Raw genomic sequence first — 22,210 nt, forward strand, 5'->3', positions numbered from 1 at the left:
TATATTAGGTGTGAAATGTTAAATAATAAACGAAAGGGGCTTTCAAAAATGTCATTCATCGATACAATAAAAGAAAAGGCTAAGTCAAACCTGAAAACAATTGTGCTGCCAGAAAGCTATGAAGAAAGAAATTTAAAAGCTGCAAGTATTGTTTTAAAGGAAAAAATAGCAAAGATTGTATTGATCGGTAAAGAAGATGAGATAAAAAAAGAGGCAGCAAAGTTTGGTGCAAATGTAGACGAGGCAATCTTTATTGACCCAGACAACTTTGAAAGATTTGATGAGTTTGTAAATGATTTTTATGAACTGAGAAAAAACAAAGGTGTGACGCTTGAAGATGCAAGGAAAATTATGAAAGACCCGATGTACTTTGGCGTTATGCTGGTGTACAAGGGTTTAGCTGATGGAATGGTTTCGGGTGCAATTCACTCAACTGCCGATACACTGCGTCCAGCACTCCAAATTTTAAAGACAGCACCGGGTGTAAAACTTGTTTCAAGCTTTTTTATAATGGTTGTTCCAAATTGCGAATATGGAGAAAATGGAGTGTTGTTGTATGCTGACGCGGGACTAAATCCGAATCCTACCGCTGAAGAGCTTGCAGATATTGCTATTTCATCTGCCAAAAGCTTTGAAGCCTTGGTTGGAAAGACTCCAAAAGTTGCAATGCTCTCATATTCAACCAAAGGTTCTGCAAAATCAGAGATGGTTGACAAGGTTGTAGAAGCAACAAGAATTGCAAAACAAAAAGCGCCAAACCTTTTGATAGATGGCGAACTTCAGGCAGATGCAGCGCTTGTACCGTCCGTTGCAAAACTAAAAGCACCAGGCAGTCCTGTTGCAGGGCGGGCAAATGTGTTAATCTTCCCTGACCTTGATGCAGGCAATATTGCGTACAAGCTGACAGAAAGGCTTGCAAAAGCTGAAGCGTATGGACCTATTACCCAGGGAATAGCAAAACCTGTAAATGACTTGTCAAGAGGTTGCAAAACAGAAGATATTGTTGGTGTTGTTGCTATTACTGCTGTTCAGGCAATGACGAAATAAAAATTTAAAGGGGTAGGATAATAATGAAGGTATTAGTATTAAATTCAGGAAGCTCCTCATTAAAATATCAGTTTATTGATACTGATACAGAGGTTGCCCTTTGCAAGGGTGTTGTTGATAGAATTGGATTGCCAGGAGCGTTTATAAGACATCAAAAAAACGGGCAGGAGATTATAAAAGAGCAAGATGTAAGAGACCACAATGTGGCAATAAAGCTTGTTTTGGAGATGTTAACACATCCTCAGATGGGGATAATAAAGTCAATGGATGAGATTGATGCAATTGGCCACAGAGTTGTCCATGGCGGGGAGTATTTTAGTGATGCCGTGATTGTTAATGAGGAGGTAAAAAAAGCAATAAGAGAGTGTATTGAGCTTGCACCACTCCACAATCCTGCAAACCTTATGGGAATTGAAGCATGTGAAAAAGAAATTCCGGGAAAGCCAAATGTTGCTGTGTTTGACACAGCTTTTCACCAGACAATGCCAAAGTACGCTTATATGTATTCAATTCCATATGAGATGTATGAGAAGTACAAGATAAGAAAATATGGATTTCATGGTACATCACACAAATATGTTGCGATAAAGGCAGCTGAGTACTTAAAAAGGCCATTAGAAGAATTAAAGCTTATAACATGTCACCTTGGGAATGGGTCAAGTGTGTGTGCAATAAAGTATGGTAAATCAGTTGATACAAGTATGGGCTTTACACCCTTAGCTGGGCTTGCGATGGGAACAAGAAGCGGAACAATTGACCCTGCTGTTATTTTGTATCTTATGGAGAAAGAGAACATGGATGTAAAGCAGATGAATGATTTGCTGAACAAGAAATCTGGGGTGTTAGGGATTTCTGGTGTTAGCAGTGACTTTAGAGATTTAGAGAGAGCTGCAAACGAAGGAAACGAGAGAGCTCAGCTTGCGATCGATATGTTCTGTTATAGGGTTAAGAAATATATTGGAGAGTATGCTGCAGTTTTAGGCGGTGTTGATGCAATAGTGTTCACAGCAGGGATTGGTGAAAATAATGCGATTGTTCGTGACAAGTGCCTAACTGATTTAGAGTATATGGGTGTCTTGTACGACAAAGAGAGAAACTTTAACGCGGAAAAAGGCAAGGTATTTGAAATTAACAAACCAGAGAGCAAGGTAAAGGTTTTAATAGTTCCAACAAACGAAGAGCTAATGATTGCAAGAGAGACAAAGAGATTATTAGAAAAGTAAATTAAAAAAAGGGCTGTTTTGCCAAACTTAAGGCAGCCCTCTCTTTTTTATTCCTTTTTCCAAAGCCCGTGGAGATTACAATATTCATATGCAACGAGCTTATTAGCAGACACATTAAAGAGAGCTTTTGGCTCATCACCAGGCTTTAAGAATTTTCTGTGCACAACATCATCTGCTACAAGATCAATCCACATAATGTAGTGTTTTTCTTCCATTGGATGTGGAATCTCTCCAACTTTTACCAAGATCCCCTCTTCTGTTTTTTCAATAACTGGTACATGTTTTTCTAAACTCGCATCAACTGTATTTGCTTCGAGCAAAGTCATTGGCTGACCACAACATACCAATTGTCCACCTCCTGCAAATAGAACCTCTACAATATTCCCACAAATTTCGCATTTATAAACGTTGCCTTTTTTAACCATCTTGAAGTGACCTCCCTTGTAAAATTTAAATTTTTCAATTACAATTACTTTATACCCGCAAATTTAGATTCAGAAACATAAAGTTTGAAATAAAAATAATTTTGAAATAATATAAAAAGTGAAATTAAAACTTTGAAAGGAGGAAGAAATAAGGTGCAAAAAGTTTACAATCCTCAAGAGGTTGAAGACAGGCTGTATAAGATGTGGCTTGAAAAAAAATACTTTCATGCAAAGATTGACTGGTCAAAAAAACCTTTTACAATAGTAATCCCACCTCCAAATATTACAGGGCAACTACATATGGGACACGCTCTAAACAACACTATTCAGGATATTTTGATAAGATTTAAGAGAATGCAAGGATATTGTACACTTTGGCTCCCTGGCACTGACCATGCAAGTATTGCAACAGAGGCAAAGATTGTTGAGAAGATGAAAGAAGAAGGTCTCACAAAAGAGATGATAGGAAGAGAAAAGTTTTTAGAGCGAGCATGGGAGTGGAAGAGGGTCTATGGCGGAAGGATAATTGAGCAGCTTAAAAAACTTGGAGCTTCTTGCGACTGGGATAGAGAACGATTTACAATGGATGAAGGACTTTCTAATGCTGTAAAAGAAGTCTTTGTAAGACTTTACGAGAAAGGTTTAATCTATAAAGGTGAGAGAATAATTAACTGGTGTCCAACTTGCAAAACAACAATTTCGGATGCTGAAGTAGAGTATGAAGAAAGGAAAGGTAAACTGTGGCACATCAAGTACCCTGCAAAGGACAATTCTTTCTTCGTAGTTGTTGCAACAACAAGGCCTGAAACAATGCTTGGTGACACTGCTGTTGCAGTAAATCCTAATGATGAAAGATATAAGCATTTAATTGGTAAAACAGTTGTGCTTCCTCTTGTAAACAGGGAAATACCAATCATTGCAGATGAATATGTAGACATGGAATTTGGAACAGGTGTTGTAAAGATAACACCTGCTCATGACCCAAATGACTTTGAAATAGGCCAAAGGCATAACCTGCCCATGATACAAGTAATTGATACTAAAGGATACATGAACGAAAATGCTGGCAAATACGCAGGACAGGACAGATTCGAGGCAAGAAAGAATATTGTAAATAACTTGAAAAATCTTGGCCTGCTTGTCAAAGAAGAAGATTACACTCACAATGTAGGACATTGCTATAGGTGCTCAACAGTAATTGAACCGCTCGTTTCAAAGCAGTGGTTTGTTAAGATGAAACCATTAGCAGAGCCTGCAATAAGGATTGTAAAGGAAGGTAAGATAAAATTTATCCCGGAAAGATTTGAAAAGATATACTTTAATTGGATGGAGAATATAAAAGACTGGTGTATTTCAAGACAACTTTGGTGGGGGCATAGAATTCCTGCATATTATTGCAGAGATTGTGACAATATGATGGTAAGTCGTGACGAAGTAAAGGTGTGTACAAAATGTGGTTCTACAAATGTATATCAAGATGAGGACACTCTTGATACATGGTTTTCTTCAGCACTTTGGCCATTTTCAACATTGGGCTGGCCAGAGGAGACAGAAGATTTGAAGTATTTCTACCCAACAGATGTTCTTGTTACTGCATACGATATCATCTTCTTCTGGGTTGCGAGAATGATTTTCTCAGCACTTGAACATATGGGCAAAGAACCGTTTAAGTATGTGTTAATTCATGGTATTGTAAGAGATTCCCAGGGAAGAAAGATGAGTAAATCACTTGGCAATGGAATAGACCCGCTTGAGGTAATAGAAAAATACGGTGCAGATGCACTTAGATTTACACTTGTAACAGGAATTTCTCCTGGCAATGATACAAGATTTCACATGGAAAAGGTTGAGGCAAACAGGAACTTCGCAAATAAGATTTGGAATGCTGCAAGGTTTGTGCTTATGAACCTTGACATTGATACAAATTACAAGCCTGATGAGAGTAAATTCACATTTACAGAAAGGTGGATCCTGTCAAGGTTAGATACCCTTATTAAAGAGGTTACTGAAAATCTTGAAAAGTTTGAAATTGGTATTGCAGCTCAAAAACTCTACGACTTTATTTGGGATGAGTTTTGCGACTGGTATATTGAAATGTCAAAACCTATACTCTACAACAAAGAGGCAGAAAATAACAAGGAAGTACAGTATGTTCTGCTAACAGTACTCACGAATGTTTTAAAGCTCTTACATCCATTTATGCCCTTTGTAACAGAAGAGATTTATTTAAACCTCCCACATGATGAGGAAAGTCTTGTTATAGCTAAGTGGCCTGAGCCAAGAGGATACAACTATGCTCAAGATATTTCAATGGTTGAAAAGTTGATTGAACTCATAAGGAGTATCAGAAACTTAAGAGTCGAGAGAAATATACCTGCAAATTTAAAGCCAAAGGTCTTTATAAAAATTGATGATGAGTGTATGCTTCAGCAAAGACAGCTTTGGGAGATTTACGTAAAAAGGCTTGCAAATATAGAAGAAGTTGTGGTAGCTCAAGATGCTCCACAAGACAGTGTCTCGCTTGTTCTCTCTTGGGGTGTTGCGTATATTAAGCTAAAAGAGATAATTGATATTGAGAGTGAGCTTAAGAGACTTACTGAAGAAAGAGAGAGACTTTTAAAAGAAGTTGAGAGGTCTGAAAAGCTGCTTAGCAATCAGAACTTTTTACAAAAGGCACCTCAAAAGGTTGTAAATGAGGAAAAAGAAAAGTATGAAAGATACAAACAGATGCTAAAGTCTGTTGAAGACCAGCTTGAGAGAATCAAAAGCTTAAGGTGATATTGTTATGTCAATGACTTACGAAGAAGCACTTGAATATATACACGGGACATATAAGTTTGGTGTGAAACTTGGTCTCGAAAACATAAAAAGATTACTCGAACTTATGGGAAATCCTCAAAAGGATTTAAAAATTATCCACGTTGCTGGGACAAATGGTAAAGGCTCAACCTGTGCTTTTATTAATCAAGTTTTGATTGAAGCTGGATATAAGGTGGGGCTTTACACCTCACCTTATTTAGAATTTTTTAATGAGAGAATGAAAATAAATAACATTCCTATTTCCAATGATGAACTTGCAAGAATAACAAAGTTTGTAAAAGATAAGGTAGAGTTAATGATAGCTCAGGGGTTTAATCACCCGACTGAATTTGAGATAGTCACTGCAATAGCCTTTGAGTATTTTAAAAGGATGAATGTGGATTTTGTTGTGCTAGAAGTTGGCCTTGGTGGAAGATTTGATGCAACAAATGTAGTTGAGACTCCAGAGCTTTGTATTATAACCTCTATTGGCTATGACCATATGGATATCTTAGGGCAGACAATTGAGCAAATAGCATATGAAAAGGCTGGTATTATAAAAGAAGGCTCTACTGTAATCTTAGGGCTGCAGCGTTATAAAGAACCAACTGCTGTTATTTCGAATGTCTGTAAGCAAAAGAATGCTAAATTAATTGAAGTAAAAAGTGATTATAAGATTATAAGCAACACTCTTGACGGAGTTGTATTTGATTGTATTACTCCAAGAGGTATATATAAAAATCTCGAAATTAAGCTTTTAGGTGAACATCAGGTTGAAAATGCTCTAAACTGTGTATATGCATTTGAATATTTAAGCGAAAGGTTTAATATAGGTATTGATGCTCTTGTGGTAGGGCTTTTAAATACTAAATGGAATGGCAGATTTGAAATTATCTCAAAAGCCCCTCTTGTGATATTAGATGGCGCTCACAATGTGGATGGAATGAAGGCACTTGTTGAAAACTGTAAGCAGTATCTAAAAGGAAAAAAAATTAGTATTGTGGTAGGAGTGCTCAAGGATAAAGAGTATCAAAGTATGCTTTCTTTGATAAAAGAGATAACATCGGATGTTATATTTACACTGGTGCCATATCAAAAAAGGGCTTTTTCGACTACTGAGGCGAAGGAAGTTGCTATGAATTACCAATTTAAATTTATTGAAGATTTCAGGGAGGCAATTAACATAAGCTTGGAAAAAGCAAAAGAAGATTCAGCCATTTTAATTTGTGGGTCTTTGTATTTAGTGGGTCCTGCAAGGACATATCTTAAAAGCATTTTTTAGTTATTGTAATTATATAGCAATTGGTATAAAATAATAGTCGAAAAAATTTTAAGAGAGGTGTTAGCTCAAGATGAAACTATTTATTGACACCGCTAATATAAATGAGATAAAAGAAGCTTACTCTTGGGGAATAATTTGTGGTGTTACGACAAATCCATCCTTGATTGCAAAAGAAGGTAGAGATTTTAAAGAGGTTGTAAATGAGATCTGTTCAATTGTAGATGGTCCAATCTCAGCAGAAGTTATTTCACTCAAGGCTGAAGACATGATTGAAGAGGCAAGAGACTTAGCAAAGATTCACAAAAATATTGTTATTAAGATTCCAATGACAGCAGAAGGGCTCAAGGCTGTATCAGTGTTGTCAAAAGAGGGTATAAAGACAAATGTCACACTTATTTTCTCAGCAGCTCAAGCACTTTTGGCAGCAAAGGCTGGAGCAACATATGTCTCTCCATTTGTGGGAAGACTTGATGACATAGGCCAAAATGGAATTGAGCTTATCAAAGAGATAGTTCAGATATTTAGAAATTATCCAGACATAAAAACAGAGATAATTGCTGCAAGTATAAGACATCCTATTCATGTGATTGAGGCTGCAAAAGCAGGAGCAGATATTGCAACTGTTCCATTTAAGGTACTTGAGCAGATGACAAAACATGCACTAACTGACGTAGGTATAGAGAGATTCTTAAAAGATTGGGAAAAGGTACCTAAGAAAAGTTAAAGGCAACCTCTTTGCAGGTTGCTATTTTTTTAATTTCAACTGGAGGATGAAAATGGCCTTTGAAAAGATATGTATAAATGGTCTTGAAATTATCAGAATTTCTGAACTTAAGCCATATGGTGTAGAGGCATTTTTTACAACAAGAAGATATCTTGGTTCAGATGATTTTAATCTGAGTTATAAATGGGCAAGGTCGAAGGAGGAAATTGACAATAATTTTCTTGTCCTCTTTAAGAATTTGGGAGTTGACCATAGAAATATTTACTATGCAAAACAGGTACATAAAAATGATATAATAGTTGTTGAAAAAGGATTTGACTTTTTTGCGTATAATCAAGAAATAGAAGCTGATGGACTTATAACACTAAAAAGTGACATTACGCTTATGACCTTTCATGCAGACTGTATTCCAGTTTACATTTTTGACCAAGAGAAGAGAATAATTTCGCTTCTACACTCTGGTTGGAGGGGAACCTTACAGCATATAACAAAAAAAGCGTTAGAAGTGCTAAATTTCAAATTTGGATGCAACATTTCAAATCTCATTGTAGCAATTGGACCAGGGATTTGCAAAAATCATTTCGAGGTAGGAAAAGATGTATATGATGCTTTTTTAAAAGAGTTTTCTGGTGATATTTGTATGTCTAACAAGGAGAGATTTTATGTAGATTTAAAAAAATCTATTGAGAGGGATTTATTAGAAAGTGGAGTAAAAAAAGAACAAATTATAATATCTGAAATGTGTACTTATGAAAATGAAGATTTATTCTTTTCATATAGAAGAGACTTTAGGACTCCAGAGAAATTAGGTAGTATGGTTGCTATTATGAGGATGGTGAGATGATGAAAAATATTTTGATTGTAGATGACGAACCTCATATTGTGGAACTAATTAGATTCAATCTTCATAAAGAAGGATATACTACTTTTGAAGCTGAAAATGGCAACGCAGCCTTGGATATTATCAGAAACAATAAGATTGACCTTGTAATCCTTGATATAATGATGAGTGATAAAGATGGTTATGAAGTTTTAAAAGAGATTAGGTTTAATAAAGAAACAAGAAATCTTCCTGTAATTTTGCTTTCTGCAAGGTCAGAAGAGATTGATAAAATATTAGGCCTCGAACTTGGTGCTGATGATTATATAACAAAGCCTTTTAGTGTAAAGGAACTTGTTGTAAGAGTAAAGGCGCTTTTTAGAAGGATTGAGAGCCTAAAGCCTGATGCAGAAGAGAAGATCAGGTTTGGTGATGTTGAGGTAGATTTAACAAGAAGAAGCGTAAAAAAGAACAATAAGGAAATTGCTCTTTCTTTTAAGGAATTTGAGCTTTTAAAGCTGTTGATAGAGAACAGAGGAAGGGTTTTGGATAGAGATTTCATTTTGCAAAGGGTATGGGGATATGAATTTGACGGTGATACTCGAACAGTTGATGTGCATATAAGATTTCTAAGAAAAAAGCTTGAGGACGATGAGAAAAATCCACGGTACATTGAGACGGTAAGAGGAGTTGGCTACAGGTTGAGAGAAGGGTCGGAGTAAGAAATGAGAACAAAAATATTGGCTTATACCATTTTAGTTATAGTAATTATAAGCTTTCTGCAGGGAGTTTTCTCGTATGAGGTATATAAGAATATATACCTTGAAGAGAACAAAAGACAGCTTGAGTTTATGATAGAGGAGATTGAGAGATATATAAATAATTTTGGTATTCAACTTTTAGATAAAGTGTACAAAAAAGGCTTTTTTAGAGTTACAATTGTTAATAATGATGGAACTGTGCTTTATGATTCTGAAGCAGATAAAGATAAGATGGAAAATCACTTAAAAAGACCAGAGATTGTACAGGCAAATGAAAAGCTTGGTGAGATTTGTTTTTCGATACAAAAGAGCAAAACGCTAAAAAGTTTTTTTTTCTACGCAGCAAAGAAAGTAGAAATTAATAATAATCCCATATTTATACGTGTTTCAGTATTGCTTGACAAAACTGATGTAATTTTAAAAAGAGCTTTAATTCAAACATTAAAATTTGCATTTATTTGTATAGTCTTAGGATTAATTCTGATAATTGGCGTATCATCGCTTTTATATCAACCTCTCAAAGATTTAATTTCTCTTATTACACAAGCTTTAAAGAAATTTGCCATAACTGAGTTTGAAGAAGAAGAGGATTTGAAATGGCTTAGTCTCAGTTTTACAAGGCTGTACCAACTTTTAGAAGAAAAAATTAATGAGGTAAATAGTCTAAATTGTAGGTTTAGTTCTTTGCTCAACTCTATCGAAGTTGGAATAATTTTTTTTGATAACAAAAAGCGTATCATTATGTTTAACCAGCAGGCTGAAAAAATATTTGCAACAAAGCTTAAAATTGGAGATAGTTTACTTGAATGCATTCGAATTTATGAACTTTTTGAATTTTTATACGACGAAATAATTTTTGAAAAAGAATTTGATGTAGTAATTGATGGTCAAAACAAGATTCTGAAAGTGACTAAAAAAAGAATCAAATATGAGGAGAATAAAGAAGGTATATTGTTGATTGTGAGTGATATTACTATTATTAAAAAACTCGAAAAAATGAGGTCTGATTTTGTTGCAAATGTCTCACACGAACTGAAGACACCGCTGACTTCTATAAAAGGATTTGTGGAGACACTCAGAGATGGAGCAATTGAAGACAAAGATGTGGCTATGAAATTTCTAAACATCATTGAAGTTGAGGTTGAAAGGCTTGTTCGTTTAATAAACGATTTATTGTATCTTTCTGAGATAGAAAATGCAAAGATAGAGATTAACGAAGAAGAAGAAGAAGAAGTAAATATAAAAGATGTTGTAGATGAATGTGTGCAGCTTTTGAAGCTTAAAGCTGAAAGCAAAGATATAAAGATACATCTTGATGTAGATAGCGAGCTTAAGATAAAAATGTACAGGGATTGGTTAAAACAGCTCTTTATAAACCTGATAGACAATGCAATCATATATAATAAAGAAGGTGGGGAAGTTTTCATAATAGTTGAAAAATCAGCTGACAAAATACTTATAAAAGTAAAAGATACAGGTATTGGTATTCCGCAAAACGAAATAGATAGAATTTTTGAAAGATTTTATAGAGTAGACAAAGGTCGTTCACGAAAAGTTGGTGGGACTGGTTTGGGGCTTTCAATAGTCAAGCATATAGTTGAACTTTACAACGGAAAAATATATGTCAATAGTGAAGTTGGTAAAGGAAGCGAATTTACAATTGTAATATAAAAGGAAGCTGCCAAAAAAGTAAGACAGCTCCTTTTTGCGGTTTTCAATTCTAAACAATTAAATTGATAACCCATGCCATTAAGCCACCAATAAAGCTACACATTGGAATTGTTAAAATCCATGCAATAACAATATTCTTTGCAATTCCCCATCTTACTGCTGAGAATTTTTACATGCACCAACACCCATAATAGAAGATGAAATTACATGGGTTGTAGAAACAGGTGCTCCAATATGTGTTGCAAACTGGATTGTAAGTGCTGCTCCTGTCTCTGCGGCAAAACCATTTATTGGTGCTAATTTTATTATCTTTACTCCCATAGTTTTGATTATTCTCCACCCTCCAAAAGAGGTACCAAGTGCCATTGCAAATGCACATGCGAATTTTACCCACTCAGGTACTACAAAGTTATTTAAAATTCCTGCACTCACAAGTGCCATTGTAATTATCCCCATTGATTTTTGTTCATCGTTTGAACCATGGCTATACGCCATCCGCATTGCGGATATTATCTGTAGTTTAGAGAAGTATTTATTAACAACAGTAGGATGAACCTTTGCAAATACTATGGTCATAAATACATATTCAAAAACAAAGCCCAGCACAGGTTAAATAACAAGAGGTAGCACTATCTTTTTAACAAATCCTATCCAGTTTATATCAGAAAGTGATTTTGTTGTGACAATCGCAGCGCCAATTAAGCCACCTATTATTGCATGTGATGAAGATGAAGGTATTCCCCACCACCATGTAATCAAATCCCACACAATTGCTGCTATAACAGCTGCAAGAACAAGGTATTCAGTAACAAACTTTGGGTCAACTATTCCATGCCCTATAGTCTTTGCAACCTCTGTGTTAATCATTGCACCAAAAAAATTAAAAACTGCTGACATGAATATTGCAGTCCTTGGCGTCAAAACGCGGGTTGAAACAGATGTTGCAATAGCGTTTGCTGTGTCATGAAAACCGTTTACAAAATCAAATGTCAAGGCTAAGATGATTATAAAAAGAAGATTGAGTGGAATACTATGCATTTTTTGTCACAACTCCTTCTATTACATTTGCAACGTCTTCACAGGCATCTAAGGTGTCTTCCAGAAATCCGAATATTTCTTTCCAAATTATTACCTCAATAGGCTTGTCCCTATTTTCTGAAAAAAGTTTCTTTATTGCATTCCTGTAGACTATATCACCTTCATCCTCAATTCTATTCACTTCAATTATCTTTTCTTTAATAAGTTTGGTATTTTTTGAGTCTTTCAGGTTTTCAACAACACTCTTTAGTTCCTTTGTACAATTGATTATCATTTCGGATAGAATTTTTGCTTCTGGTTTAATTTGTTCTACGCCATATATTTCGAATCTATGTGCAACAGTTTCAAGTGCATCAACAATGTTGTCAATTTCTTTTATGATTGCAAATAAATCCTCTCTATCAAGAGGAGCAATGAAGGTTCTGTTGAGAAGTTCAATTATTTAATGTGTAATATCATCACCTCTATTTTCAGCTTTTTCAAGTTCAGTAATGTATTTGTTCATATTTGAAAGGTTACTAAGAAGTTGATTTAACACAACCGCTGACTGGTAAACATTTTCAATTGCATTGTTTAGGAGAACAAAAAATTGGTTTTCTTTTGGTATAATACTCCAAATTCCTTCACAACCCCTTTTTAAAGTTTCGTCCCAAAGTTCATTTTAATAAAAAGCTCTCATTGCTTCAATGAGAAGAATAGTATAAAAAGCTTTTACATCGCACAAAGAATATTATATAATATTTAACACAGTTTTAACATACATTAAATAAAATTTTAAGATTAAAAGTGTATAATCTATAAGTTGTAGTATTAAAATGGGTAGGGAGAGGTTGTTTTGAGATGGTGATTATAGAAACAAAAGATTTAAATCTATACTATGGAGACAATCATGCTCTTAAGAACATAAACATAAAGATAAATGAAAAATCCATAACAGCACTGATCGGTCCGTCTGGTTGTGGGAAATCTACGTTTTTGAGAACGTTAAATCGAATGAATGACCTTATTGAAAATGTAAGAATAGAAGGGAAGGTTTATTTTGAAAACAAAAATATTTACAAAGATATAGATGTTATAACCCTTAGAAAAAAGATAGGTATGGTGTTTCAAAAACCAAATCCTTTTCCGATGAGCATATATGACAATGTAGCATATGGTCCCAGAATACATGGAATTAAGAAAAAAGAGATGCTTGATGAGATTGTAGAAAGCAGTTTGAGGAAAGCATATCTTTGGGAAGAGGTGAAAGATAGACTTAAAAAAAGTGCATTTTCTCTCTCAGGAGGTCAACAACAAAGACTTTGCATTGCAAGGGTTTTGGCAGTAGAACCTGAAGTAATTTTGCTTGACGAGCCAACATCTGCGCTTGACCCAATTTCCACTTTGAAGATAGAGGAGCTTTTAGAGGAGCTCAAGAAGAATTACACAATTGTAATAGTAACTCACAACATGCAACAAGCAGCAAGGATATCTGACTGGACAGGATTTTTCTTAAATGGTGAGCTTATCGAATACGATAAAACTATTACAATTTTCAACACACCAAGAGACAAGAGAACCGAAGATTACATCACAGGTAGATTCGGATGAAGGTTAAATTAAAAAAGATGAGAGGTGATTTTTAAAAATGACGAGACCTACCTTTGAAAATGAACTGAAAGAAATACACTTAGACATACTAAAAATGGGTGCAATGGCAGAAGAAGCGATTGACAAAGCAATTTATGCACTAAAAACCAAGGATATTGAGCTTGCTCAAAAAATCATTGAAAATGATGACAAGATAGACGCTCTCACTGAAGAGATAGAAAAAAAGTGCGCTATTGTAATTGCTACCCAGCAGCCTCTTGCAAGTGATTTGAGACTCATCATCACTGCGATGAGGATTGCCACAGATATTGAAAGGATTGCAGACCATGCAGAGGATATCTCACAGATAACAATAAAGCTTGCAAAAGAGCCGTATATAAAGCCTCTTGTTGACATTCCAAAAATGGCAGAAATCACTCGTTCGATGCTAAAAGATGCTCTTGACTCTTACGTGAATTCTGATGTAGAACTTGCTAAATCTGTTGTAAAAAAGGATGACATTGTAGACCAGATGTATCAAAACTTGATAGATGAGTTGGAACAGATAATGAAGACAAATTCAGATGCTGTTCCACAGTGTGTACAGTTCTTACTTGTTATAAAGTACTTGGAAAGAATTGCAGATCATTCTACAAACATTGCTGAATGGGTAGTTTATAAAATAACAGGAATGCACAAACATGATTGGGAAACAAAGTAGGAGGATACAAATTTATGAAAAAGCTTAATCTGCAAGTTATTGCAAGATCAGGACTTATTGCTGCGCTTTATTTTGTTTTGACATCGTTTTTGCCTGCGATATCATATGGACCTATTCAGGTGAGAATTTCAGAGGCTTTGACACTTTTGCCAGCTTTAATGCCAGTATCTGCAACAGTTGGACTTTTTATAGGCTGCTTTTTAGCAAATCTATATGGAATGATGATTAATATAACAGGTATATATGACGTCATATTTGGTTCTTTAGCAACTTTAGTTGCTGCTATAATAACAACTAAAATTAGAAAAAAGATACTTTTGCCTCTGCCAACAATAATTGTAAATGCTGTAGTTGTTTCAAGTTACATTTGGTATTATTTTATTGACAGTCTTAAAATAGAATGGTTGAAGCATTTAAATCCTGTTTTAAGATATCTTTTTACAATGCTATCTATTGGGACGGGTGAGGCAATTGCCACATATGTTTTGGGTCTTCCTTTATTTGTTGCCATTGAAAAGCAACTTAAGGGTAAAAGGCTGATGTAATGGACAAAAGGTAGAAAAAGTGGAGCAGTTTTTATGCTCCACTTTTTTATTGCATTTTTTTAATGTGTGTAATATAATATATCGTGATATCTGTTTATCACTTCATCATGATAAAGTAAAGAAGGGAAGAAAAAGATGAATAAAAAATTCGTGGATTACTATCCATTACCAGCTAACCTTTTAGAGCAAATAAGAAAAAAGACTTTATCATTATTTGTAAAATTTGGATATCAACTAGTAGAACCTTCTACCTTTGAAGATTATGAAAAATCGAAAAGTTTGGATGGGCAAAATACAATAAAATTTATGGATGCTGATGGAAGTATAATAGCATTAAGAAACGAATTTACACCAAAAGTAGCCGAGATTGCAGCTAAAAGATTTGAGGAGATTTACCCGATTAAATATTGTTATTTTGGAAGAGCTTACCAATTTCTACAGCATGATGCTGGAGATTTGAGAGAATTTTTTCAGGCAGGGATAGAAAACTTTCATATATCAGACAGTATCTATATAGATTTAGAAGTATTGATTTTAGCAGTTGAGAGTCTTTTGCAGCTTGGATTTGATAATTTCACAATTGACATTGGAGAAGTTAACTTTTTCAAAGGGATAACAACTGATTATGGAATAGATGACTTTTCTTCTGAGATGCTATGTAAATTAGTAGACAAAAAGGATTATATTGGAATAGAAAATTTTCTTATTAAAAAAGGAATTTCAGAAAAGGTCATAGATATTTTTAGAAATCTTACCAAACTTTATGGTAAAAAAGATAAAATAGATGAAGCTTATAATTTTGCTAAAAATGAAATATCAAAGTCTGCAATAGATAGATTAAAAGAGATATACGAAAAAATGAGTAAATTAGGATATGAAAAATACATTTCTGTTGATTTTGGTATGGTAAAACATTTAAATTACTATACAGGTATAATATTCTCTGGTTATCTTCCAAAGTTAGGATATCCAATACTAAATGGCGGAAGGTACGATAATTTATGCGAAAAGTTTGGTAAAAAGCTCTATGCTATTGGTTTTGCACTGGGAGTTGACAGGCTGGTAAAGTGGCTTTTAAAGAATACCGATTTGAAAATAAGTTTTTACAAATCTGCAATGTTCTACAGTAAAGGATTTTTTGAAGTGGCAATAAGAGAGCTTTTGAAATTTGAAAATGAAGTTTACTTTTATAGTGAGCCAATAGACCTTCAAAAAGCTGCTCGTATTGCTAAAGGACTTAAAATAGATGAATTTTATTATGTCTGTGAAGAGGGTATAAAAAGATTTTTAGTGGAGGAATAAAGATGATAACAATAGCACTACCAAAAGGAAGATTAGCACAGGAGGCTGCAGAGCTTTTTATAAAATCTTCTCTCACATGTATCAATATTATGCAAGAGACAAGAAAGCTTGTAATTGAAGATGAGAATAATAATATGCGTTTTTTGATGGTAAAACCTTTTGATGTTCCAACTTACGTGGAATATGGCATTGCTGACATAGGAATTGTAGGCAAAGATGTTTTACTTGAGCAGGGTAAAAAAGTTTATGAACTTTTGGACTTAGGGATAGGAAAGTGTTTTATTGCATTGGCAGGTCCGAAAGGTATGAAAGAAGAACTTTTGAATAAACCAGAAAAAACGATAGCAACAAAATTTCCTAATATAACAAAAGAGTATTTTGAGAATGTCCTTGATGAGGATGTTCAAATAATAAAACTAAATGGTTCTGTCGAGCTTGCACCTATTTTAGGACTTTCTGATATGATAGTTGACATTGTCGAAAGTGGGAGAACTCTCAGAGAAAATGGGCTTGAGGTCTATGAAAAGCTCTATGATATAAGCGCACGCTTGATTATAAACAGAGCGAGTCTGAAACTAAAGAATGAGATAGAAGAAATTATAAATCACTTAGAAAGGATGATAATGCAGTGAGGATAATAGAAAACAAGAAAGAATTGGAAAGATACTTAGAGACTATTAGTTTCATTGGTTATGGAGTAGTCGAAGAAATAGAAAAAAAAGTGAAAAAAATAATTGCAGATGTGAGTTCTAGAAAAGATGAAGCAGTTTTAGAGTATACGAGGCTTTTTGACTGTAAAGAGATGGAACCTGTAGATTTGCTTGTTAAAGAAGATGAGATTGAAGAAGCTTATTTTGAGTGCCAAGAGGAAGAACCAAAATTTATAGAAGCATTGAAAATAGCATATGAAAACATCTATCAGTATCATTTAAAACAAAAAGAAGAAACTTGGCTTTATACAAAAGAAGATTCAGTCTTAGGGCAGATAATAAGACCTTTAGAGAGAGTTGGGATATATGTACCAGGTGGCAATGGTTCATACCCATCAACTGTTTTGATGAATTCTATTCCTGCCAAAGTAGCAGGTGTGAAGGAGATAATCATGGTAACTCCTCCAGACAAAGAAAAAAAAGTAAATAAGTATACCTTGGCAGCAGCTAAAATATGCGGTATAAATAAAATTTTTAAAGTTGGGGGAGCTCAAGCAATTGCTGCACTCGCGATAGGGACAGAGCTTATACCAAAGGTAGACAAGATTGTTGGACCGGGGAACATTTATGTGGCCATTGCCAAAAAGCTCCTCTTTGGAGTTGTAGACATTGATTCGATTGCAGGTCCGAGCGAGGTTTTGATTATTGCTGATAGCTCTGCAAATCCAAAGTATGTTGCAGCTGATTTGTTATCTCAGGCAGAACATGACACAATGGCAAGGTGCATTTTAATTACAACTTCTAAAGAACTTGCTTTTGAGGTAGTTGAAAACATAAATGGAATGTTAAAAGCAAATCCAAATCCGATAGCTTCTCAGTCCATTGAAAAAAATGGTGCAATAGTAATAATTGAGGACTTAGAGGAGGCAACCCAGATTGCAAATATGATTTGTCCTGAACACTTAGAGCTTTGTTGCAAAGAACCTGAAGACTTAATCTTTAAAATAAAGAATGCAGGTGCAATCTTCGTTGGAGAATTTTCACCTGAGCCAATTGGTGACTATATCGCAGGTCCAAACCATGTTTTGCCTACATCTGGTACTGCACGATTTTTCTCACCTCTTGGTGTATATGACTTTGTTAAGAGAATTAGTGTGATAAAATATTCAAAGGAACAGTTTTTCAAAGATGCTCCATTTGCAATTGAGATGGCAGAAAAAGAGAGGTTTTTATTCCACGCAAACTCTTTGAAAGTGAGGTTGGAAGATGTTCAGAAGTAAACTACAAAATTTTTCAAACTACTCAACTCCTGTTTTTGAATATATTGTAAAGGCAGATGCAAACGAAAACCTTTTAGACTATCCTGAAGATTTAGAGGTTCTTATAACCGACGTTTTGAAGAAAAATGTAAGAAACTTGTGTTTTTATCCTGAGATAAATTCTCAGCCTTTAAAACAAGAGCTTGCAAAGTTTTACGGCCTTAAAGAAGAAAACTTTATAATAGGAAACGGCTCGGACCAGATCATCCAGCTCATTATCCAGGCAGCTTGTGATAAGGATGATTTTATCTTCACGCTCTATCCATCATTTGCTATGTATAAGATTACCGCTGAGCTATTTGATGTAAACCATAGTTTTTTAGACATTACACAAAATTGGGAAATTAATGCTGACGAGGTTATTGAAAAGATAAGTCAAAATGACAAAATTAAAGTAATTTTCATTGATACACCCAACAACCCAACCGGTGTAGCATTAGAGTATGAAAAGCTCAAACTGATTGCAGAATCCTTTCCGGAAAGATTAATTGTAATTGACAACGCATATGGTGAATATTGTGATATTAATTACTTAGACTTAGCTCTCCAGGAAAAAAATGTAATATTGTTAAAGACATTTTCTAAGATAGGATTTGCAGGGATAAGGTGTGGGTATGCAATTGCAAATGAAAAGGTTATTGAAAATTTACATAAGGTAAAGCCTCCCTATAATGTGAATATACTCTCACAACAAATTGCGATAAGTTTGTTGAGGAATCTTGATAAATTAAAAAGCAACATTGACCTCATAAAAAGCGAGAGGGTAAGAATGACAAAGTGCTTAGAAGATTTTTACTTTGTTTTACCATCTCAAGCAAACTTTATATCAATAGTAGATGATGAGATTGATTACATCTTTGATTATCTAAAAAGTAAGAAAATTTTAGTTAAGAAATTTGATATAGGCATGAAAAAACTTTTAAGAATTACATTGGGTAAACCTAAGGACAATGATATAATATTAGAAAGTCTTATTAATTACAAGAGAGGTAAATAAACATGAACGCGCGCATTGCTGAAGTACAAAGAAAAACTAAAGAAACAGATGTCAAGATAATTTTGAACATCGACGGTCAAGGAGAATACAAAATCTCGACAGGGGTAGGTTTTTTTGATCACATGCTCCAGCTATTTTCCCATCATGGTAAATTTGATATCCAGATTGAGGCAAAAGGTGACCTTTACATTGATGACCACCACACCATTGAGGATGTTGGAATAGTGTTAGGACAAGCATTTTTAAAAGCCCTTTCAGACAAAAGGGGTATAAAAAGATACTCTCATGCAATTCTACCTATGGATGAAGCACTTATAATGGTTGCTATTGATATATCTGGAAGACCTTATTTGACTTTTGATGTGGATTTTAAACTCCCGAAACTTGGTGAAATGACCTCTCAAATGGTGATTGAGTTTTTCAGGGCGTTTGTTTCTTCTGCCAAGGTTACTCTTCATATAAAAAAGATATCAGGTGAAAATGACCACCATGTTTGTGAGGCTATTTTTAAAGCTTTTGGCAGGGTTTTGAAAGATGCTTGTACAATTGTAGACGATAAAATACCATCATCAAAAGGAGTGCTGTGAATTTGAAAAGGATATGCATAATAGACTATGGGATGGGTAACTTGAGAAGTGTAGAAAAAGCATTTGAGTATTTGGGATTTTTTCCCATTATTACATCAAGCAAAGAGGAAATTGAAAAACATGATGCAATAGTTTTGCCAGGGGTAGGTGCATTTGACGTAGCTTACAAAAACCTTGAAAAACTGGGTTTAATTGAGATTTTGAAAAAAAAGTTAAATGACGCAATTTTCCTTGGTATATGTTTGGGATATCAACTTCTTTATGACTTTAGTGAAGAAGGGAATTGCGAAGGACTAAAGGTGTTAAGCGGAGATGTAAAAAAGTTCCCACAGAAACAGAATATTAAGATTCCTCACATGGGATGGAATAAAATAAAAGTAAAGGAAACATCAAAGCTCTTAAAAGGCTTAGATGGACAGTATGTGTATTTTGTTCACTCATTCTATGTTGACAACAAGGATAAAGAAATTGTTTCATCTACGTGTGAACATGGAATAGAGTTTGACTCTTCTATAGAAAAAGAAAATATCTTTGCAACCCAATTTCATCCAGAAAAAAGTGGTGAGGTTGGGCTTGAAATCTTGAGAAATTTCGGGGGATTGATATGATTATAATACCTGCAATAGACATAATTGGTGGTAGGTGTGTAAGGCTTTCTCAAGGAGACTATAATAGAGTACAAGAATACAACTCAGACCCTGTGCAGCAGGCAATGTCCTTTGAAAAAGAGGGTGCAAAATATCTTCACGTGGTTGATTTAGATGGTGCAAAGAGGGGAAATCCCGTTAATTTTGAAGTAATAAAGAGAATAAAAGAAAGTACAAGTTTGACTGTAGAATGTGGTGGTGGCATAAGAGATGAGAAGACAATAAATAATTACTTTTTGGTAGGAATTGACTACATCATTTTGGGTTCTATTATTTTCAAAAATTCCGAATTTGTTGAAAATGTCTTGGAAAAATTTGGAAGTGAAAGGTTTATAGCTTCACTTGACTTTGAAGATGGATATTTAAAACTTTCTGGCTGGCAAGAGTCAACAAAAATTTCAGTAGAAGAAGGAATTCTACGTATTAAAAGTCTCGGTTTTCAAAGACTTATATACACTGATATAAAAACAGATGGAATGTTAAAAGGGCATAACTTTGAAGCTGCAAAGTATATTCGAAGCCTATTTGGTGGATTTTTAATTTCGTCAGGTGGAATTTCCTCTAAGGATGATGTTTTGCGACTAAAAGATATTGGTGTTGACGGTGTAATTATAGGCAAGGCTCTTTATACTGGTCACATTAAGCTAAAAGAGATAGTAAATATAATATAATAAGGCAATAAAGAAGGAGAAGATGGTTTATGGTTGCAAAAAGAATTATTCCATGCCTTGACGTTGACAGAGGAAGAGTGGTAAAAGGTATAAACTTTGTAAACCTTGTTGATGCAGGAGATCCTGTTGAATGTGCTCAAAAGTACAATCAGCTTGGTGCAGATGAGCTTGTATTTTTAGACATCACAGCTTCACATGAAGAGAGGAATATAATGATTGAGGTTGTCAAAAAGGTTGCTGAAAAAGTATTCATTCCCTTTACAGTAGGCGGTGGTGTAAGAGATATAGAGGACATACGAAATCTACTGTTAGCTGGGGCTGATAAAGTGTCAATAAACTCAGCAGCAGTAAAGAATCCTGATTTGATAGAAAAGTCTGCCAAAATTTTTGGTTCTCAGTGTATTGTTGTTGCAATAGATGCAAAAAGACACAAAGACGGTTTTCACGTGTATATAAACGGTGGTAGGATTGACACAGGGCTTGATGCTATAGAGTGGGCAAAAGAGGTTGAAAGGAGGGGAGCAGGTGAGATTCTTTTAACTTCAATGGACAGAGATGGGACAAAAGCTGGTTATGATTTAGAGTTGACACAAGCTATATGTTCTGAGGTCAATATTCCTGTTATTGCATCAGGCGGCGCTGGCAAACCTGAGCACTTTTTAGAAATCTTTAAAGTAGGTGCTGATGCAGCATTAGCTGCATCAATTTTCCACTTTGGTGAGATTTTGATTAGTGATTTGAAGCAGTTTTTGAAAAATTATAATATTGAGGTGAGAACATAAAATGTTGGATTTATCAGCACTCAAGTTTGACCAAAACGGTCTTATTCCCGTTGTTGTTCAGGATTTCAAATCAAACGAGGTTTTGATGTTGGCTTACATGAACCAAGAGAGTATAAAACTTACAATTCAAACTGGATATATGCACTATTTTAGCAGAAGTAGGAACAAAATATGGAAAAAGGGTGAGACATCAGGAAATTTTCAAAAGGTAAAAGCATTGTATATTGACTGTGATGGAGATGTTATATTAGCACTTGTTGAACAAACAGGGGTTGCGTGCCATACAGGCAACAGAAGCTGCTTTTTTACAAACATTTTTGGTCAGGATAAGAAAGGTGAGGCTGATATTCTCTTTAGATTAATCGAGACAATCAATGACAGAAAGAAAAACAAGGTTGAAGGTTCATATACCTGTTATTTGTTTGAAAAAGGTCTCGACAAGATACTTAAGAAAGTAGGAGAAGAGGCTACTGAGGTGGTAATTGGAGCAAAAAATGAATCAAAACAAGAGATAATATATGAAGTAAGTGACCTTATTTATCATTTGAGTGTTCTGCTTTCGTATTTTGATTTGGATTGGACAGATATATTCAAGAGATTAGAAGAAAGAAGAAGATAAATGCCCTTCCG

22 protein-coding genes and 1 pseudogene are annotated in these 22,210 nt (G+C 34.6%); 20 read left to right on the forward strand and 3 right to left on the reverse strand.

Features of this window, described 5'->3' with window-relative positions:
* Nucleotides 1-15: 15 nt before the first annotated feature.
* A complete protein-coding gene (gene pta, locus OTJ99_RS06100) occupies nt 16-1,047 on the forward strand; it encodes a phosphate acetyltransferase (RefSeq protein ID WP_083943498.1) in 1,032 nt (343 codons plus the stop codon).
* A gap of 23 nt (nt 1,048-1,070) precedes the next feature.
* Nucleotides 1,071-2,270, forward strand: coding sequence for an acetate kinase (locus OTJ99_RS06105; RefSeq protein WP_045164848.1), 1,200 nt, complete (start codon nt 1,071-1,073; stop codon nt 2,268-2,270).
* A gap of 47 nt (nt 2,271-2,317) precedes the next feature.
* Here the strand turns inward: OTJ99_RS06105 and OTJ99_RS06110 are convergent, their stop codons facing one another.
* Nucleotides 2,318-2,695: a desulfoferrodoxin gene (locus OTJ99_RS06110; RefSeq protein ID WP_045164847.1), complete on the reverse strand. Its 378-nt coding sequence runs from the start codon at nt 2,693-2,695 to the stop codon at nt 2,318-2,320.
* A gap of 153 nt (nt 2,696-2,848) precedes the next feature.
* Between OTJ99_RS06110 and OTJ99_RS06115 the strand changes: the two genes are divergently transcribed.
* From OTJ99_RS06115 to OTJ99_RS06140, 6 genes are all read left to right on the forward strand, one after another.
* Nucleotides 2,849-5,473: a valine--tRNA ligase gene (locus OTJ99_RS06115; protein ID WP_045164846.1), complete on the forward strand. Its 2,625-nt coding sequence runs from the start codon at nt 2,849-2,851 to the stop codon at nt 5,471-5,473.
* A gap of 7 nt (nt 5,474-5,480) precedes the next feature.
* Entirely contained in the window at nt 5,481-6,776 is a 1,296-nt protein-coding gene (locus tag OTJ99_RS06120) for a bifunctional folylpolyglutamate synthase/dihydrofolate synthase (protein WP_333782724.1), read from the forward strand.
* A gap of 70 nt (nt 6,777-6,846) precedes the next feature.
* Complete coding sequence (fsa, locus tag OTJ99_RS06125; RefSeq protein ID WP_045164845.1) at nt 6,847-7,500, forward strand: fructose-6-phosphate aldolase; 654 nt, start codon at nt 6,847-6,849, stop codon at nt 7,498-7,500.
* A 52-nt stretch (nt 7,501-7,552) separates the two neighbouring features.
* Complete coding sequence (gene pgeF / locus OTJ99_RS06130) at nt 7,553-8,344, forward strand: peptidoglycan editing factor PgeF (protein WP_045164844.1); 792 nt, start codon at nt 7,553-7,555, stop codon at nt 8,342-8,344.
* Nucleotides 8,344-9,042 (forward strand): response regulator transcription factor, encoded by a 699-nt coding sequence (locus OTJ99_RS06135; RefSeq protein ID WP_083943497.1) that lies wholly within the window; start codon nt 8,344-8,346, stop codon nt 9,040-9,042. Before pgeF ends, OTJ99_RS06135 begins: the two co-directional genes overlap by 1 nt.
* A 3-nt stretch (nt 9,043-9,045) precedes the next feature.
* Entirely contained in the window at nt 9,046-10,752 is a 1,707-nt protein-coding gene (locus tag OTJ99_RS06140; protein WP_045164842.1) for a sensor histidine kinase, read from the forward strand.
* A 49-nt stretch (nt 10,753-10,801) separates the two neighbouring features.
* Here OTJ99_RS06140 and OTJ99_RS13050 read toward each other — a convergent pair.
* Both OTJ99_RS13050 and OTJ99_RS06155 read right to left on the reverse strand, forming a co-directional pair.
* Nucleotides 10,802-11,790 (reverse strand): annotated as a pseudogene (locus tag OTJ99_RS13050) (anion permease).
* Nucleotides 11,783-12,232: a DUF47 domain-containing protein gene (locus OTJ99_RS06155; RefSeq protein ID WP_307735264.1), complete on the reverse strand. Its 450-nt coding sequence runs from the start codon at nt 12,230-12,232 to the stop codon at nt 11,783-11,785. Before OTJ99_RS06155 ends, OTJ99_RS13050 begins: the two are co-directional and overlap by 8 nt.
* A 398-nt stretch (nt 12,233-12,630) precedes the next feature.
* Here OTJ99_RS06155 and pstB point away from each other — a divergent pair, with 398 nt between their 5' ends.
* The 12 genes from pstB to hisIE all read left to right on the forward strand — a co-directional run bounded on the left by pstB (nt 12,631) and on the right by hisIE (nt 22,199).
* The gene (gene pstB, locus OTJ99_RS06160) at nt 12,631-13,380 is read left to right on the forward strand and encodes a phosphate ABC transporter ATP-binding protein PstB (protein ID WP_045164841.1); all 750 of its coding nucleotides are present in this window, start codon (nt 12,631-12,633) and stop codon (nt 13,378-13,380) included.
* Nucleotides 13,381-13,417: 37 nt separating this feature from the next.
* Entirely contained in the window at nt 13,418-14,080 is a 663-nt protein-coding gene (phoU, locus tag OTJ99_RS06165) for a phosphate signaling complex protein PhoU (RefSeq protein WP_045164840.1), read from the forward strand.
* Nucleotides 14,081-14,094: 14 nt separating this feature from the next.
* On the forward strand, nt 14,095-14,625 hold the full coding sequence (locus OTJ99_RS06170) for a QueT transporter family protein (RefSeq protein WP_045164839.1): 531 nt from the start codon (nt 14,095-14,097) through the stop codon (nt 14,623-14,625).
* 135 nt (nt 14,626-14,760) lie between these two features.
* Nucleotides 14,761-15,927, forward strand: coding sequence for an ATP phosphoribosyltransferase regulatory subunit (locus tag OTJ99_RS06175; protein ID WP_045164838.1), 1,167 nt, complete (start codon nt 14,761-14,763; stop codon nt 15,925-15,927).
* 2 nt (nt 15,928-15,929) lie between these two features.
* Nucleotides 15,930-16,559, forward strand: coding sequence for an ATP phosphoribosyltransferase (gene hisG / locus OTJ99_RS06180; protein WP_045164837.1), 630 nt, complete (start codon nt 15,930-15,932; stop codon nt 16,557-16,559).
* A complete protein-coding gene (gene hisD, locus OTJ99_RS06185; RefSeq protein WP_052671461.1) occupies nt 16,556-17,857 on the forward strand; it encodes a histidinol dehydrogenase in 1,302 nt (433 codons plus the stop codon). The genes hisG and hisD overlap by 4 nt, the downstream gene beginning before the upstream one ends.
* Complete coding sequence (hisC, locus tag OTJ99_RS06190; RefSeq protein WP_045164836.1) at nt 17,844-18,893, forward strand: histidinol-phosphate transaminase; 1,050 nt, start codon at nt 17,844-17,846, stop codon at nt 18,891-18,893. The genes hisD and hisC overlap by 14 nt, the downstream gene beginning before the upstream one ends.
* A 2-nt stretch (nt 18,894-18,895) precedes the next feature.
* Complete coding sequence (gene hisB, locus OTJ99_RS06195; protein ID WP_045164835.1) at nt 18,896-19,480, forward strand: imidazoleglycerol-phosphate dehydratase HisB; 585 nt, start codon at nt 18,896-18,898, stop codon at nt 19,478-19,480.
* Between the two features lie 2 nt (nt 19,481-19,482).
* Nucleotides 19,483-20,088, forward strand: coding sequence for an imidazole glycerol phosphate synthase subunit HisH (gene hisH, locus OTJ99_RS06200; RefSeq protein WP_045164834.1), 606 nt, complete (start codon nt 19,483-19,485; stop codon nt 20,086-20,088).
* Nucleotides 20,085-20,798 (forward strand): 1-(5-phosphoribosyl)-5-[(5-phosphoribosylamino)methylideneamino]imidazole-4-carboxamide isomerase, encoded by a 714-nt coding sequence (gene hisA / locus OTJ99_RS06205; RefSeq protein WP_045164833.1) that lies wholly within the window; start codon nt 20,085-20,087, stop codon nt 20,796-20,798. The genes hisH and hisA overlap by 4 nt, the downstream gene beginning before the upstream one ends.
* 29 nt (nt 20,799-20,827) lie before the next feature.
* Nucleotides 20,828-21,580, forward strand: coding sequence for an imidazole glycerol phosphate synthase subunit HisF (gene hisF, locus OTJ99_RS06210; protein WP_045164832.1), 753 nt, complete (start codon nt 20,828-20,830; stop codon nt 21,578-21,580).
* Between the two features lies 1 nt (nt 21,581).
* Nucleotides 21,582-22,199 (forward strand): bifunctional phosphoribosyl-AMP cyclohydrolase/phosphoribosyl-ATP diphosphatase HisIE, encoded by a 618-nt coding sequence (gene hisIE / locus OTJ99_RS06215; RefSeq protein ID WP_045164831.1) that lies wholly within the window; start codon nt 21,582-21,584, stop codon nt 22,197-22,199.
* Nucleotides 22,200-22,210: the final 11 nt, after the last annotated feature.

The sequence above is a fragment of the Caldicellulosiruptor naganoensis genome, assembly GCF_026914285.1.
Classification (GTDB): Bacteria; Bacillota; Thermoanaerobacteria; order Caldicellulosiruptorales; family Caldicellulosiruptoraceae; genus Caldicellulosiruptor; species Caldicellulosiruptor naganoensis.

Bases quoted from the DNA above. Each gene is read 5' to 3' on its own strand.
- hisG (WP_045164837.1), top strand. From the start codon at position 15,930: ATGATAACAATAGCACTACCAAAAGGAAGATTAGCACAGGAGGCTGCA.
- pta (WP_083943498.1), top strand. From the start codon at position 16: ATGTTAAATAATAAACGAAAGGGGCTTTCAAAAATGTCATTCATCGAT.
- OTJ99_RS06170 (WP_045164839.1), top strand. From the start codon at position 14,095: ATGAAAAAGCTTAATCTGCAAGTTATTGCAAGATCAGGACTTATTGCT.
- OTJ99_RS06110 (WP_045164847.1), bottom strand. From the start codon at position 2,695: ATGGTTAAAAAAGGCAACGTTTATAAATGCGAAATTTGTGGGAATATT.
- OTJ99_RS06140 (WP_045164842.1), top strand. From the start codon at position 9,046: ATGAGAACAAAAATATTGGCTTATACCATTTTAGTTATAGTAATTATA.
- hisF (WP_045164832.1), top strand. From the start codon at position 20,828: ATGGTTGCAAAAAGAATTATTCCATGCCTTGACGTTGACAGAGGAAGA.
- fsa (WP_045164845.1), top strand. From the start codon at position 6,847: ATGAAACTATTTATTGACACCGCTAATATAAATGAGATAAAAGAAGCT.
- OTJ99_RS06105 (WP_045164848.1), top strand. From the start codon at position 1,071: ATGAAGGTATTAGTATTAAATTCAGGAAGCTCCTCATTAAAATATCAG.
- hisIE (WP_045164831.1), top strand. From the start codon at position 21,582: ATGTTGGATTTATCAGCACTCAAGTTTGACCAAAACGGTCTTATTCCC.
- pstB (WP_045164841.1), top strand. From the start codon at position 12,631: ATGGTGATTATAGAAACAAAAGATTTAAATCTATACTATGGAGACAAT.
- OTJ99_RS06135 (WP_083943497.1), top strand. From the start codon at position 8,344: ATGAAAAATATTTTGATTGTAGATGACGAACCTCATATTGTGGAACTA.
- hisA (WP_045164833.1), top strand. From the start codon at position 20,085: ATGATTATAATACCTGCAATAGACATAATTGGTGGTAGGTGTGTAAGG.
- hisC (WP_045164836.1), top strand. From the start codon at position 17,844: ATGTTCAGAAGTAAACTACAAAATTTTTCAAACTACTCAACTCCTGTT.
- pgeF (WP_045164844.1), top strand. From the start codon at position 7,553: ATGGCCTTTGAAAAGATATGTATAAATGGTCTTGAAATTATCAGAATT.
- OTJ99_RS06120 (WP_333782724.1), top strand. From the start codon at position 5,481: ATGTCAATGACTTACGAAGAAGCACTTGAATATATACACGGGACATAT.
- hisB (WP_045164835.1), top strand. From the start codon at position 18,896: ATGAACGCGCGCATTGCTGAAGTACAAAGAAAAACTAAAGAAACAGAT.
- phoU (WP_045164840.1), top strand. From the start codon at position 13,418: ATGACGAGACCTACCTTTGAAAATGAACTGAAAGAAATACACTTAGAC.
- OTJ99_RS06175 (WP_045164838.1), top strand. From the start codon at position 14,761: ATGAATAAAAAATTCGTGGATTACTATCCATTACCAGCTAACCTTTTA.